Origin of the sequence: Streptomyces sp. NPDC048254, assembly GCF_043201895.1 — a bacterium.
In the GTDB taxonomy this organism is placed as follows: Bacteria; Actinomycetota; Actinomycetes; order Streptomycetales; family Streptomycetaceae; genus Streptomyces.
Genome location: NZ_JBICZJ010000004.1, coordinates 80,695 through 96,884, shown reverse-complemented (window position 1 = coordinate 96,884; position 16,190 = coordinate 80,695). Strand labels below are relative to the sequence as shown.

Below are 16,190 nucleotides of genomic sequence, written 5' to 3'. Positions count from 1 at the left end.
GCCTTGCGGAAGGTCATGCCGACCAGCACGGTACGGTCACCGACCGGCAGCGGTCCCGCGCCGGGGCCGCGGCTGATCACCCGGTCGCCGCCCACCGGCACCTCATAGGCGTGGTCCAGCAGGTCACCGATGTTGGACAGCAGCATGTCGGCGCCGGTGAAGTGCTGGTACCGCATTCCGGTGGGGTGGCTGAAGTCGAGGCCGGGCACCTGCCAGGCGCCCGGCGCCGAGAGGTCCTTCGGCGGCCGGAAGGGAGACCCCGCGGTCGCCGCCCAGCGGGCCACCGCGGCGGCTCCGGGAAGCGCCCATGGGTGCAGTGCCTGGGCGAGGATGTCGTACGGGCTCTGCTCCCTGGCGGCATGGACCTGCGAGGCCTGCGGTGCCGGGTGCCAGGCGGCGCGGTGCCGTGGACCGGGGCGAGGTCGGGGGCGGGACCGTCCCAGACCAGGCCGGCGGGGACCACGACGCGTACGTCGCCGGTCGTCTTCTCGTCATGGGTCCAGACGAAGGGGCGGCGCAAGTGCCACAGCTCGGCCGCCTTCCTGCCCTGCCGGACGGCCCGCCCCGCGCCCAGCACCGCCGCCTTCACTCCGCGCAGCGGAACGTCGAGGATCTCGGGCGGTTCGGTGCTGACGCCCATCTCCAGGGTGAAGGTCAGCGGGTACTCGAACTCGTGCGAGGCGTCCTCGGGGGCGGCCCGGTAGATGTCGAGATACCGCTCGGCCTTGTCGGTCGTGCGGTGTCCGCCGCCCTGGTAGCCGACGCGGCCTTCCAGGCCGCCGCCACCGTGCTGGTCGCCGCCGACGGCATGGCCCTCGACCCCGCCGCCGTAGCGAGAGCCCCGGGTGACTGCCGAACTCTCCTCGTCCTGCGTCTGGGAGCGCACGGTCAGCTTCACATCCGGCCGGGGCCGGTCGGAGACGGCCTGGCCGGGCTGGGCGGTGACCCTGACCCACAGGTACTGGGTGGCGCCGAAGGCGCGCGGCAGCGGGAGCCAGCGGACCACGCCGCTGCCGCCGATCAGCAGCCGGTACTGGTTGCGCAGGGCCTCGCCGGAGTACGACGACACCAGTTCGCGCAGCAGCAGATTCGGCCGCTCGGCGTCCTGGTCGTCTCCGGTGCGCAGGATTCCGCGGGCCCGCAGCCGGGTCTTGATCCGGTCCAGGACGTCGTCGGCGTGCATCCGCTCCGCGTAGCCGGTGCCGGGCAGCAGCGCCGGGTGAACGTGGTGTTCCGCGCCGCCGCCCGGGGCTGCCTGCGGCGCGAGGCCCGCCAGTTCGGCCAGACCGAGATCGGCGACCAGCCGCTCGGGGACCTGGGTGTCCAGGGCGTCCCGGACCCGCAGATAGCGGGTGCTGCTGCTGGTCTTGTCGCCCTTCCAGCGGATCAGGGTGACCTCGAAGACGGGATCCATCCGGAAACCGTGCGAGGCACCGCTGTACACGGCCTGGGCGATGTCCATCTGCGACCGCTGGAGGCCCTTACGCCGTTTGCGCTCCGGACGGGCGCTGCCATGGAGGTGGAAGCCCGCGGTCACGAACGGCTTGTCGCCCTTGGCGTGTTCCGCCCCGGCCTCCGGCGCGGGCTGGGCTCCCCTGCTGGCGAAGCCGTGCCCGACGTGGAACTGCGGTCCCAGCGAGCCCTCGGGACCACCGCGCCAGCCGTGTTCCTTGCTCCGCTTCAGACCGCTGTCCCCCTGCATGTACTGCGCCAGCTCGGCGCTGTCGACGGGCGACTGGTGCCGCGGCCGGTAGCCGCGCACCCGCAGCCGTACGACCTGCTTCCAGCCGTCCTTTCCGTCGGGCAGCGCGACCGGCCGGCCGGACGTGCCGGTCTCGGCGGCGAAGTGCGAGGCGAGTTCGGACGGCGAGGCCAGCTCCTTGATCTCGCCGGGCCAGTTGAACCGGTCGTCGAGCCGGCTCTCGGGCAGGTCGTTGGCCCGGGCGTACATCCCCGCGGCCATCCGGGCCAGTTCGGGCAGGGCGAAGAAGGCGGGGAAGACGCCGGAAGTGCCGCCGTGCGCGAAGTCGACGTGTTCGTCGTCCGGCCAGAAGAGCAACTCCTCGGACCGTCCGGCCAGTTCGACGGTCTCCGGGTCAAGGGGCTGTGCGGGCACGAACTCGTGCGGGACCGCGATCCTCGCGGCGGTGTCGCTCGGCTGCCTGATCCACCAGGCGTCCGAGTCCTTGGGGGCGGGCCGGTCGATCCACCAGCGGTGCGTACGGCCGCCGGCGACAGGGCGTACCGCGAGTTCGTAGACGACGTCGTAGAGGTGCTCGTCCACCTCGCCCTTGGTGACGGCACGCCGGAACGACTTGACCGTGCCGTCGAACTCATGGCCGTCGCCCTGTTCGTAGCCGACGTCGGCGCCGAAGTGGCCGAGCTGGAGGCGCATCCAGTCCTCGATGTCGAACCGGGCTCCGGCCCCCGCGCCCACCTTCGCCGTCCAGCGTCCGCCGCGGTGACCTGCCACCTGCGCGGACTCCTGGGCCCGTGAGTCGACCTTCATCGGGTAACTCGCGGGCGTGTCACTGGCCCGTTCACGCAGGTGTGCCTGGGCGAAGAGCTGGTACTCACGCCCGCCGACCCGCACGGTGTGCTCCACGCCGTACATGGCCTGGGTCAGGTCGCTCTCCAGCGCGGGCCGGCCGTACCAGACGGACAGGTCGAGGTCGGTCTTCGACCAGTCGGTCTTCTTTCCGCGCGTGGCGGCGGTGTGCAACTCCACGAGTTTGGCGCGCAGTTGGTCGTGGACGAGTTCCGCGCCGGGCAGCGACACCTGCTTGCCGAAGCCCAGTCCGCGCCGCGTGGCCAGGGCCAGTGGCTCCCGTGGATGCGGCGCGGGCAGCGGGTCGTCGAGGTGGGCGGGACGGCGGTACGCGGATTCCGGCAGCGTGAGCGCGGCCTCCCGCAGCAGTGCCCGCACATACGGCCGGGCCGCCACCGGTCCGTCCTCGGGCCGAAGGGTCTGGCGCAGCGCCGGGGTGTGCACCCGGCCCAGCAGCCGCTGTTCGAAGCCCGGGGCGTCCTCGCGCGGCACGGCGACCTCGCTGTCGACGACCTCGCGCACCGGTTCGACGGTGTGTCCCGGCCAGCGGATCTCCACCGTGATCCGCTGGCTCGCCAGATAGCGGCTCACCTGGCCCTTGAGCTCCAGCCGGGTGCGTCCGCCCGTCTGCTCGGTCAGGCCGTGCCCGGTCTCGCGCTCATAGCCGAAGGTGACGCCCAGCCCCGGCGCGGCACCGGTGACCCGGCCGCCCTGGCCCTGGGCGTGCGCGGTGCCCGCGGCCTCCCCGCCGGGGTGGGCGGAGGCCGGGTGGTGCAGACCCACCACGTCGGCACCGAAGCCGGTCGCCGCCTTGCTGACCGCCTGCCGGCTCTGCCCGGCGGAGGTGGCGGTGCCGGTGTCCTCACGGGTCTTCGACTTGGTGTCGCCGAGGTACTGGACCCGGTCGATCGAGGCGCTGATGACGAAGTGGCCCTCGAACCACTGCGTCAGCCCGGCGGAGTTGCGCCGCAGCGGGACCTGCACCTTCTTGGAGACGACGCCGTTGCTGCCGAGCGCGCGGCCGCGGTTGCGCGCCGACTGCTCGTTCAGTACTTCGAGTACCTCCTTCATGATCGCCTCGACGGCGGTGGCGGGCAGTCCGGCGGCGAGCAGCCGTCGTTGCAGTGAGGCGACGACCGGGATCAGGTCGATCGCGTTCAGCACCTCGCGGGCCGCGGACGACCGCCGGGTACGATTCCCGCCGCCGCCGACGAGGGGTGCCTCGGCGTCCGGGCGGGGGCCGCCCTCGGCGGACAGCTGCTTCGGGAGGTCGAGGGCGAGGCGGTCGGGGGCCACCGCGTGGTGCGGGCGCTCCACGCCGTCGACGAAGACCAGCACCTTCACCCCGCTGTCGAAGCGGGTGTACTTCTTCACCAGCAGCTTGCGGCCCGCGGTGAGGGTCCGCTTCCAGGACTCGGCCCAGGAGTTGGCGGTCTTCGCCTCGAACCTGGGCAGGCCCGGCAGCACCGCCGACGCGGCCTGGGCGCCCAGCGTCAGGACGGAGAGCATCATGGCGTCCAGACCCCGGGTGACCTCGTGCTCCGTCTGCCCACCGGTCGTGGTGGACGCGAACGCGTCCCCGTAGACCCGCACTTCGCCCTTCAGCGGTTGCGTGCCCGGTACGACCCCGGCCGGCACCGGCCGCAGCCAGACCAGCCGCCCGTCCACCACCAGCGTGCGGCCATTGCGCAGCAACCGCTCCCAGTCGTGCTCGGACGGGTTCAGCAGGAGCTCCCGTACGGCACGTTCGATGCCCCGTCCCAGCTCCGGGCTGTCACCCTCCGCCCGTACCGCGTCGGCGACCTGCCGGGCGGCGAGCTCGCGCCCGCCGTCGTCCTCCCACGGCTTCACGGCGGCCACGGCCGCCTGACCGAGCGCCCGCCGTTCCAGATACCAGGGCGCCTCGAAGGCGGCCGCGTACTTGGACTGCTTGTCCTTCTTCGGCTGCCGCACCGGCTCCGGCTGCGCGCCCAGGACGGGTGACGGCGGGGTGACACGGATCGTGGGAACGGGGAGAGCGACGCCGCCGTGCGGCCCGGCCACGGTGCCGGGGCGGTGCTCCTCTGCCCCGGACACCTGATCGCCCACGGCGGGCAACACACCGGCGCCGACCGCTTCTTGGGCGGTGGACAGCTCGACAGCGGCGGGTGCGAAGACCGTCCATGCCAGGACGTCGTCCAACTCGCCGGCCGTCGCGAGGACCGGTGCCTCCAGGTGTGCCGCGACCTGGTCGGCGAACGGCGCCGCCCCGGTCTTCCCCGGTGCCCCGGCGCCGGGCAGCAGGAGCGCGGCCGGCTCGCCGGGCTCCCACTCGGTGTTCTCGCGGATCCACTGTGCCGTCCCCGCGGCGTCCCGCGCCTCGCCGTCGATGACGGCTGAGGACGACCCGGGCTCGTACCGTCCGTGCACTGCGCTGAGGTTGGGCGGTGCTTCGCCGGCGGTGGGGTCGAGCGGCTCCTCGGCCGGCGCCGGATCGGTCGCCCTCGACCGGTCCGGCGCCGCGGAACCGGGCGTCGCTTCCGGTGCCTGCTCGGCCTCCGCGTGGGTCGGGGCGGGGAGGACGGTGTCGTCCACCGGCATCTCCGGCCCGGAACCCGGTGAGTAGTACGTGCCGGTCGCCAGGCCCTGCGGTGCGGAGCCACCGGCCAGTGACGGCAGCACGTCCCTGGGGAGGGTGGACCGCCACAGCCCCTCGGGCGGTGTCTGCGGTGCCTGGCCGGGCAGTTCGGGCCGCACTGTGCCGAGCACACTGGTCCCCTGCGTGTGGACCACATAAGTGAGGAGACCGCCGAAGGCCCAGCTCTTACGGCCGGTCGCTCCGGTCACCGCGGCCCGCAGGTCGGGCGCCGCCGCCGGGCCGGGGACGACGAGTACGACGTCCCTGCCCAGATCCTCTTTGACGAACAGGGGATCGTGCGACACCAGGGCCGCGACCTCGGCGTGGTGCACCGTCCGCCGGATGCCGTCGCCGAAGTACCCGGTGACATGTCCGGGCTGCCAGGAGCCGAGGATGTTCAGGACGAGCGGTGGCTTGGCGCCGGGCTGCTTCCAGGGCGGGTCGTACACGCCGGTGTCCTGGAGGTTTCCGCCGCCCGGCAGGACGGCGTGCCCCCGGACCGCATCGGCATCCAGGTACAGGCCAGGCCCGCCCGCGTAGTTGCGGCCCATACCCCGGGAGCCGTCGGCGTTGGCGATGAACGTCTGCGGGCCATAGGCGCCCAGCGTCTCCAGGTGGAAGGCCGCCAGCTGGGTGAGGTCGCGGATGTCGCGACCGGCAGCGGCGGCCTGGACGGCCAGCGTCCGCAGGGAGTCCAGGTCGTTCCCGGTGGGATGGTGGCCGTCCGGCAGGTGCAGTACCCGCCGGGCAGCGGCGTCGAGGTCGACGACCCCGTCCTCCCACTCGGCGGCCTTGACGGTCGCCCAGAACACGTCGGAGCGCTGGTCCTCGCCGACCGCCGGGGCGGGCTGGGGCAGGCGCAGGACCGTGGCCGTGTACGACACGAATCCGTCCTGGCCGTGGTCGTCACGCAGTTTCTCGGCTGTCGACCCGAGGCCGCCGAGCTTGGGGTGGCGGGTGAGCCAGGGCACACCGTCCGGATCGTTCGCTTCTTCGGCGGCCCACTCCAACGCATTCCGGTAGTCGTCCGCGTCCAGCACAGCGTGATCGTCGGTCACCTCGTCGGGGTCCGAACCGGCGTCGGACCCGTCGGACATCGAGTCGTCGTCGAGCCGTTTCCGCTCCGCGCGGGCCACGCGCTCGAACAGTTCCATGTGGAAGGGACCGAAGGGCACCAGCAGGGGGTCGGCCTGCCGCATCCGCTCCAGCGCGCCGATGCCCTGCAGGAGTTCGTCGTAGTCATGCGCGTGCCCGATGTCATGGCCGAAGGTCTGCCGCAGCGCGTACACCAGTCGGCGGGCCGTCTCGCGCACCTCCGCCGAGGCCGGGCCGTCTCCGTCGTGCAGCCGGGCGGTCCGCGCCACCGTGTCCAGCTCGTCCCCGAACGGCTCGGGCTCGTGGATCACCCACGCCTCGGGCTCCGCGCCCCGGCCGTGGATGTCGGTCAGGGCGACGTAGGACAGTTCCGTCACGCCACCCCGGACGAAGTGCGAGATGGCCATGGACCGTTGATAGCCCCGGACCTTCGCTCCGAGCCGGTTGGCGTCCTTCTGGCCCACCGGGCGTACCGCCGGCCGCAGCACATCGGCGACGAACGGAAGGGGGGCTCCCCAGTGCCGCGGCTGGACGAGGAGTTCGCCGGGCGCCGCGGCGAAGCAGACCACGTCGTTGAGCCAGGCGTCCGGGCGGTGCTCTCGCAGGTCCTGCCAGCTCTGCCGGCGCGAGAGCCACGCCGCGTGCTCCTCACCGGACTTGTACTCGATGCCTCCGTTCTCCAGCGGTATCAGCACATGGCCCGGCAGTCCGTGCCCCGCGTAGTGGTACGCCGCGTCCAGCGGACCCGGGACCGGCATGGGCCGCACCGGCCCGTACTCTCCCGTGGCAGGGTTCCAGGGCATGTATGTCGTGATCTGGCCGAGCCTGCCGTGGTGCCACTCCCGCGACAGAGTGACGTCCTCGGAGGAGAGCACCATGCGCCCCATGGACCGACCCCGGTTGTCCACGATGGGGTTGGTGGTGACCCGGCGGTCCTGGTCCGACACGCTCTCCGCGGGGCGGTCCCCGGCGCGCAGACAGCTGAGGATCCAGCCGCCGAGGTGGGCGTCCCGGATCTGGGCGATGGCGATGGTGTGCCGGGTCTCCCCCGCGGCGGCGTCCGGCGCGATCACGACCGGGACTCCGCTGGGGGCGTAGACGTCCCGCCGGTGACGGTGTGCCATGTGGCGCGGCATGACCACATAGCCGTCAGCCGCACGGTCGACGACCAGCACGATCGGGACGTCCTTCGGTGTGCCGGCCAGCACCTGGTCAAGCGCCAGCAGTTCGACGAAGACCGCGGCGGAAACGGTACGCGCCACATCGTCGCGGCCCCGCACCACTACATGGTCCTGCCCGCCGGGGGCGATGACGACGTACGGCCGCCGGCCCCCGACGGCGGACGGCCACGGTGCGGTGCCGACGTGGGGCTTCTGCCTGGAGCCGTCCGCGTTCAGGACCTGGACACCGACGCGGGCCGGATCCAGGTCCGACACCGTCTCCGGGCCCCAGTTCCATCCGTACGCCCCCGTGCCGTCCGTGGACGTGAGGGCGAACCGTGCATCGAAGACACCCTGGTTCCTGAGGTGGATCGCGGCCAGCGTGTCCAGGCTGGCTGCCTGCGCGGCCGCCGGATCCTGAGCCACGGCGAACAGCGCCTCGAACCCGGCCCGGTCGACCACCACGTCGGCCGCCAGCCCCAGCACTCGCCGCGCGACCGCCGTCAGGTCGAACACGCCCCGGCCGGAGTCCTGATCCGTCGCGCGCAGCACGTTCAGCCGCTGTACGACAGCGGAGAGGTCCTGGTAGTCGGACCGGGACGACTCCGCGTCCGCGCCGAACGCGACCGCGAGCTGTTCGCGGTAGAGATCCTCGCTCTCGTCGTCCGCTCCGTCGCCGTCCGCTCCGTCGATCGACATGGCGTCCTCGTCGACCGGCATGGCGGGGGAACCGGTCGCGGGCATCGTCGTCGGGTTTCCGGAATAGAGGACCAGCCCGGACGTCCCCGACGGCTGCCGGGCCGCGCCCGGTCCTGCACCGGGGGCCAGCAGGGGAAGGACGGACACGGTCTCCTGGACGACAAGGAGCGCCTGCACACGCTCCTGGTCGCCGAGCGCACCGGGGTGCGGAGGTTGCACTCGCACGGCGGCCGACACGGCTCGCACCAGCATCCGCAGCCGCTCGTACGACGCCGTGCTGAGCGGCGTTCCGAGCGTGAACTTGCCCAGTGTCTCGGCGACGGCCTGGGCGTCGAACTCGGTCAGCGGCGCCCGGGCGCTGCCGTCGGACGTCGGCAGCCGACGGGTGGCCAGTGTCAAGAAGGGCCCGAAGGCACGCACCACCGGGTGGTTCACGATCTGCCGGACGGCCCCCCGCAGATGGGCGGCGGAGAGCGGCTCGGCGAACTGCACGGACCGCTGGTAGGCGGCCAGTCCCACTCCCTCCAGTTCCGCAATGGCCCGCTCGATCTCCTCCTCGCTCATGCGCCGGCCGGAGAATCCCAGGTGCCGCAGTTCCAGGAGCACCAGGGCGACCGCGAGCCTCCCCTGATCGGTGTCCAGCTGCGGGTAGCCCGTCATGCCGGTGGTCCTGACGTGGATGTACTCCGCGACCAGTGCATCGAGCGGAAGCCGGCGTTGGGGTGCGTCCTCGTCGAGCCCTTCGAGCCATTCACTGGCTTCCGTGTACCACGGGTGGTCCTCTGGCGGCAGCCCGCGCAACGCGAGTGTCAGGTGGTCCGCGTCCAGGCGCCCCCTGGTGTCCTTCACCTCTTGACCGTCAGCTCGCTGATAGAAGTCCAGCAATGCCCTCATGACGTTGTCGAAGGTGTGCCGGATGGCGTCGAACCGGGCGTCGAGGAACGCGCGCGTCCGCGGCCGGAGACCATCCAGGATGCCCGGCAGCTCCTCCGTACCGGCGAACATCGTCCTGGACGTGGCCACCGGCAGGTTCTTGACCAGTATGTCCTGCGTAAAGGTGCCTTGCAGTGGATTGGCGCCGACATGGTCGAAGACGAGCCAGCCGTATCCCCACACCTCGTCGATGTCCGGAATCACCGACAGGAACGGAACATGACTCATCGTCACATCCGCTCCCGTCGTGTCCCGGACGAACTGGGCGGTGAGCTCCCGCCCGAAACGCCGACCTGCGGAAGCGAACGGCTCGATGGGCCGGAAGGCGAGCCTTCGCAACGCCGTGTCCTGGGCCGTCCTCAGGCCAATGGTCGGAACCCCCAGCGTGAACTGGGCATAGGGCGGATAGTCCGCTCCCGCGGCGACGGGAAAGACCGTGAACGCACGGCCCGCGTCGGTGACCTGCCAGCCCTCCAGCACATCCAGCAAGTCCCCGAAGTTCTGCGATGTCCCCGTCGCGTCGGTCGCACGCAGCGCCCGCCGGCCCGCCCGCAGCGACGCCAGGCCGGTGCTCACGCTCTGGTGTTGCTCTTCCGGATGCTGCTTCATCGGGAGGACCAGGAACTCCGCGATGTTGAGGACCCTCACATGGGGCTTCGGCGCATCAGCGGTCGGCCGCCCGGCCCCGGGGTACCAACCGCCGTCGGCTCCCTCGTGAAAGGCCTGGGCGCTCAGGACCACGCTGATGCCGGGCCCAGTGGCCAGCACCGTGTCCTTCTCGATCCGGGGCAGCCCGGCTGCCGGCATGAGGATGTGCGGGTCCTCGATCTCCAGGCCCAGCGCTCGGTACGCGGGCCTGTCCACCGTCATGTCCACGATGCTGTGCCCGGTGGACGAGGACTGGTTGAACCGCGGCAGCGGCTCGCCCACGACACGGCCCGAGGCGTCGATCACCACCATCCGCGCATCGCTCGTGGCCATCCCCGGCGTCGTCAACAGCCACTCCTCGTCGGCCGCCTGGAGCTCCACCCAGACCGGCTCGGCCTCCTCCTCGCCGGCCGCCGGGCGCGGCTGGTAGGCCGCCCAGGCGTGCCCCGGCCGATCACCCGGACGCCGGGCCAGGATCAGGGCGGTCGAGCCCGGTCCCTGGTTCCGGACCGCCGTCAGTGCCTCGTCCCATGCGCCCAGCGGCTGCCATCCGGGGCCCAGCGCCAGCGTCGCCTCGGTCTCGGCCTGGGCCGGGCGCGGCCCGAGCACCGAGTCGTCCACGGTCCCGGCCGGGCGCACACCGCCGGGGTACAGCGCGTCACGGAAGGAGATCAGCAGCGGCACGCACTCCAGCGCCGCCCCGCCCTCCTCCTGCGCCGTCGCGCGTACCCCGCGCGCGACCTCCGAGAGTTCCACGACATCAAGGGCCTCAGCGGCGCCGGATCCGGCGTGCGCCGGGTCCTGGTCCTCGGACGCGTCGGCCGCGGGCTGCTGCTGCCCGGTCGGCCGGTAGACGCCGAGGCGTTCGACGACGGGGAGCAGGGCGTCATCTCCCGGATGGCTCAGCTTCGTCCAGCGCTCGGCGGTGGGATCGCCGTAGACCGCCTGCGCGCCGAACAGTCCGCTGTCCCACAGGTGACGCATCACCTGGGCGACGAAGAAGGGACTGACCGAGCCGGTCCCGCCGAACGCCAGCCAGCGCAGCGGGGCGGCCGGGGTCCTGGGGTCCCAGGCCCCGTCCGCGTAGAGCAGGACGAGTTCCTTCGCGACCTCTTCCGGGAGCAGCGGCCACCCGTCCTGGTCGACCGCAGCCCCATCCGCGCCGGGCCGCAGCGCCAGGGTGAGCGAGCCGTCGTCCGCGAGCGCGCCGTCACCGGTGACCGCCGCGCGGGCCGACTCCTGTGCCTGCGGTTCGGTGTCGCCGAGCCAGCGAACCTTCTCACCGGCGCCGGCCAGCATCGTCAGGACCGGCTGCGCCGTGCTCGGCGTACGTGTCCCGGGCGGCTGTTCCTCCTCGTTCGCCATGCCGATCCAGGAGTCGCTCCTGGGGATCCCGGTGGTGCGGCGCGGGTTGCCGAACAGCGTGCCGTAGTCCGACTGGGAGATCTCGTCCGGGTAGACGAGGACGGGCCGCTTCAGACCGGGCACGAAGCGGACCACGGGCTGGCCGCCGTGCTGCCGCGCATGTCCCTTGACGACCGCGGCGAAGATCACCTCTTCGAAGGCGTCGGCCGGCACCCAGTGCATGTGGTCCGGGTGCTGTACGGCCATCCTGTTGCCCATCATCACGGTGACCGCGATCCGGTGGCGTCGCGGATCCGGCCGGCTGCCGTCGGGCTCCTGGACGTCGTACAGGTCGTGGTCGCCGGTGATGTTCCGCCAGCTACCGTCCTCGTCCCGTTGCTGGACGCGTTCGCCCACCACCTGGAACCGGCCCGAGTCGGTCAGCTCCCGCATGCCGGTTGCCAGTTGGGCGAACTCCTCCGCGCGCTGGGCATGGCGCTGCTTGATCGCGGACCAGTAGGCGTCGTCCTGGTACTCGGGCGCGGAGTCGCGGTCCGGCAGTACCGGGGAGAAGAAGCCGACCAGACCGATGTGTTCACGCCGCGCGCCCAGCGGGACGTCCCGTTCGTCGATCGTCTTGGCCTTGATCTCCGTCGGCTTCGGCAGCGCGCCCTCGCGCAGATGGCGCACCGAGGCCGGGTTGGTGCCGCGGACATCGATGATCAGCCCGCGCTTGTCGGCGACCTCCTGGAACTTCTCCTGGTTCTCCTCCGCTATCCCGTAGATCCGCTCCACCGTCAGCGGGGACACGTTCGGGACGCGCACGGCCCCCAGCGTCCGGGTGACGACCTCCGCGGGGACCTCGCTCTCCAGTCCCCGCCCCGAGGAGACCCGGCGCACCCGCGACGGCCGGGCCGTCGCGGGCTCCGCGGACCGACGGCGACCGGCGGCGGGGTCGGCCGGGGCGGCCTGGGCCGGCACCACGGCCGAGCCGTCCGGCCGGAACAGCACGGGGGTGATGTCCAGGGCCTCCGCCACGGACACCGCTTCCAGGCCCCAGAAGACGCTGCCGAGTTCCACGGCGGTGACGGAGCTGAGAATCTCGTGGACCTCCGCGACCCGCTGCTCCGCGACGGCCAGGTCCGCCGCGGTCTCCGAGCCGACCAGGACCAGGATCTCGATCGGGCCGTGCCCGGCCGTGTGCCGCTCGCCGTGGTGGGCGCGAGCGTCCTGGGCCAGCTTGGTCGCGTAGTCGAAGAGCACCCGCCTGGTATCGGTGTCGAGTGCGGTCTCGCCCTCGCCGAACGCCAGGACCAGCGGGTCGAGCCGGTACCGCTCCTCCAGCGCGGGGTCGGTCACCACGACTTCCACCGTGTCCGGCAGCGGCACCAGGAACGCCGAGGCGGCGGCCGGGACCGGCTGTTCGGGGGCGGCGGCACCGGGCCCGGTGCTGTCCAGGGCCTCCAGGGCCGCCCCGAACTCCAGGTTGGCCTGGAGGACGGCGCCCTGGTCGCCGGTGGTCAGAACCTGGGCGAACGTCTGCCGCCAGGACCGGGCCTCCGCCGGGTCCATGCCGGACGCCAGCGCGCGCTGTTCCAGACTCGCCGCGCGTTCCCCGGCGGTCTCCTCCGTGCGTGTCGTCGTGGCGGCGGCCGCGGTCGTGCCGGTGAGCGAGGCGAGCCCGGTGCCGGTGCCGATCGCGGCATGCGTGCGGGCCGTCGTCAGCAGTTCGGCGAGCCGGTCGGCGAACGCCCGGTCCGACGAGCCGCGTCCGGCGCGGTGGTCGCCGACGAGAGCGGTCAGCTCACTCCAGGTGAGCGGCCCCGTGACGCCGTCGGCGGCGCGCATCTCGTCGAGCGCGGCGAGCCCGCGCAGCCGGTCCGGATAGGTGTTCTCGTCATCGCCGACAGCGGCCCCGTACACCTCGCGCAGGGCCCGCACCCAACGGAGCACGCGGGTCGCGAGTTCGTCGTCCCCGGCCGCGCCCGTGACACCGAGGCGGCGGCCCAGCGCGGCCAGTTCCGCCGTACCGGGCTCCGGACGGAAGTGCGTCCAGGAGGTACTCGGGTTGTGGACGTCCTCGGCGTACAGCAGGAAGCGCGGCGGGCGGCCGCCGCCGGTGCCGAAGCGGGTCCGCTCGTCGGCGGACCACAGTGCGCGGCCCATCGCGTTCGCCATGATCTGCCCGGCACGCGGCACGGCCAGCCGGTCACCGAGCGGCTCGGCGGCGATGTAGCAGGCGTTGACGACCACCGGCCGCTGGGCCGGAAGTGTCCGCACGCTGCCGCGGCGGCCGAAGTACGCCCCGGTCTCCCGCGCGTCCACGCGGACGGTCGTGCCGTCCATGAGCTGGAACTCGGCGTGGCCCTCCAGGCCGTCGGCCGGCCGTATCCCGTGGAAGCCGATGTAGTGGGCGTCCGCCGGCCACGGCAGCTCGTGGAGGCCGCTCTCCTCCCAGTCGTCCTCGCCGGGGCCCGTCCGGCGGGCGTAGACGAATCCCCGGGCCTCGGACAGCGCCCGGCCGGTCTCCTCGGCCGCGCCGCCCGCCTGCTCCGGCGGTACGGTCGTACGGCCCGTGGTGCGCTGTCCGTCGAGGCTCACCTCGGTGACGGAGTACACCATGCCGTCCGGGATCTCCCGGCCGTCCAGGGTGCGGATCACGCCTTCCGGGCCGGTACGGCCGAGGCCGGGCGGGTTCGGGATCCAGTTCCCGAGCCGCTCCCTCGCGTCCTCGGGACGGACCAATGCGAGTCCCATCCTGCCGTCACCGGTCCGGACCAGGGTCACCTGGGCGTCCGCCGCCCAGGCGGCCGCGCCTACGGCGTCCGCGACGGCCCGCGGTCCCTCGGGCACGCCCTCGCCCGCGAACGGCACCCCCAGCACCAGCGGCCGGGCCGACCTGCCCGGCTCCGCCGCCCTGTCCTGGCGGACCAGCTCGGCCACATCCGACCAGGGCACCTCAAGGGTGCCGGCGTCCCGGGCGGGCAGATCCAGATACGAGGAGTCGCCCGCGCCCAGCAGGACGTACGGGTTCGTGCCACGCCACCCGGCGTCCTGCTCCGAACCGGCCACCTCCGAACCGTCCGCCTCCACCACCCGGACGGTGTCCAGGTCCAGGGCGGACAGGCCGGCCCTGCCGGTCCAGTTGCGACCCTGCACCGAGCCGTCCGGTGCGCGCAGCAGCGTCTCGGGGCGCAGCGTGTTCTGGTGACGCACCAGGTAGAAGACACCGAGCGCCGTCAGGCTCGCCGTCTGTCCCTCGGCGGTCGCCTCGGCGGCCAGCGAGAGCAGCGACTGCCGTTGCTCCGGCGTCACTTCGGCGTCCGCGCGCAGATACAGCACCCGCCGCGCCACCACGTCCACGGCGTCGGACACCGGCCGGTCGCCCAGCCGTTCCACGACACCGACGGCGTCGAGCAGTGCGTCGTGGTCCGGCCGTTCGGCCGCGTCGGGGCCGAACACCTGCCGTACGAAGGCCTCCGCTTCCGCCGCCGACGACGGCGAAAAGGCCGGCGCGGACGGGGACTGCGGCCGCGGGGTGGCCGGGCGCGGTCCCGCGGTCGTCTCGTCGCCCGTGGCGGGGACGGAGGCGTCCGGGCCCGCGATGCTGCCGGAGCGCCAGAGCGGCGTCCTGGACGCGTCCTGGGACATGCCCTCGCCGGGGCTTTCGGCAGTGGCGACCCTGCGCGGCCGGCGTTCGGGCCGCTGCAGGGCGCTGAGCCGGGTGGGCGGCAGCAGGGAGGTGCGGAAGGCGCGCGGGTCGGTGGACTCGACCACCACCTCCCATTCCCTGGACTGCTCGCCCGCGGCCTGGGGCCGGCTCCGGGTGACGGCCTGGATCAGGAACGCCTCCGCGGTCAGCGGGTTCGGGGTGTCGGGGAGCTGCTGCTCCGTCAGCGCCCGGGCCAGCTCCCGCTCCAGCTCCGCCCGGATCTCGGCGGCCCGCTGCCCGGCCTGCTGCCTGGTCTGCTTGGCGGTGGCGGACCTGGCCCGGTTGGCCAGGGGGTTCCTCGAGGACCGCTGTGCCGGCGGCTCGATGACGTTCAGGGTCAGCGTCACCCCCGGCATGGGGATGTTCTCCCGCGCGTTCCACACCCCGACCTTGGCCAGGGTCCTCGCCAGGTTCCGGATGTTCGTGGCCACCGTCTGCTGTGGCGCCGTCGGGGTGACGGTGTATGGATTCGGCAGCTTGTGACCATGCGTGACCACATAGGTCAGCGGGTTGGCGACCCCGGAGACCTGCGCGGACAGCAGCCCGCTGTGGACGTCGTGCGCGCTCTCCCCGGGGCGCCTGCCGTACATCGTGAAGTACCAGCCGTCCTGGCTGGCGATACCGTCCTCCAGCGCGCTCAGCTTCGTCCGCAGCGCCAGGACGGCGTCGTGCGCGGCGTTCCTGGCCTCCCCGAACTCGGCACTCGTCGGGTCGGCGCCGAACTCCCGCAGCTGCGCGAACTCCAGCTCCAACCGGTTCACGTCCCGTACCAGCCGGATCACATCCAGCAGATCGGCGAGCCGCCGCTCCTGCTCCGGACCCTCCGGCCCGGCCGACCGGCCCCTCAGATGCGACTCAAGGGCGTCGAGCTGTTCCGTCGTCAGCGCCAGGTTGCGGAGGCGGGCCGCGTCCCGCAGCCGGGTCAGCGCGGTCCTGCGGGTGTGGTTCGTCAGGGCCACCTGGTTGCGGCCGTCCTCGCTGACCAGCAGCACCGTGGCGACCACGTTGCCCATCCGGTCCGCGGTCTCCGCCTCGTCCGGCTTGGCGAAGTTGACCTGCCTGCCGGGCTCGCTCCGCTGCCCCGCAACGGTCTCGGACTGGATGGTCTGCACGACGTATGCCTCAAGGATCCGCTCGGCCCAGGCATGCTCGTTCAGCCCGGCCTGGGCCGCCGCCTGCGACAGTGTGTCCGGCAACCAGCGGTTCTGCCCGTCCAGCATCTGGGCCGACCCGTACTCCCGGCCCGGCGTGGGCAACGTCTCGCCCCGGGCCTGGTCCAGCCGGGACCCTTCGGCCATCTGGTCCACCGCCCACTGCGGCCCCACCTGGTCCAGGTTCAGCGGATAGTGGGCCACTTCGGCCAGCGCCTGTGCCAGCTGCGCCGAACCCTGGTACCCGACGTTGTTCGCGCTGATCTCCGCCGTAAGGGCCCTG

Annotated in this window: 1 protein-coding gene (running past one end of the window); it reads right to left on the bottom strand. The window is 72.8% G+C overall.

Annotation, left to right across the window (positions count from 1 at the left end; genetic code table 11):
* Window positions 1-76 precede the first annotated feature (76 nt).
* Window positions 77-16,190, bottom strand: the final stretch of a protein-coding gene (locus tag ACGFZQ_RS13165; protein WP_393840428.1) for a lonely Cys domain-containing protein. The gene runs 21,296 nt beyond the window's last position; only the last 16,114 of its 37,410 coding nucleotides appear in the window; the start codon falls outside the window, past its right edge — the gene reads right to left on this strand; it ends in the stop codon at window positions 77-79.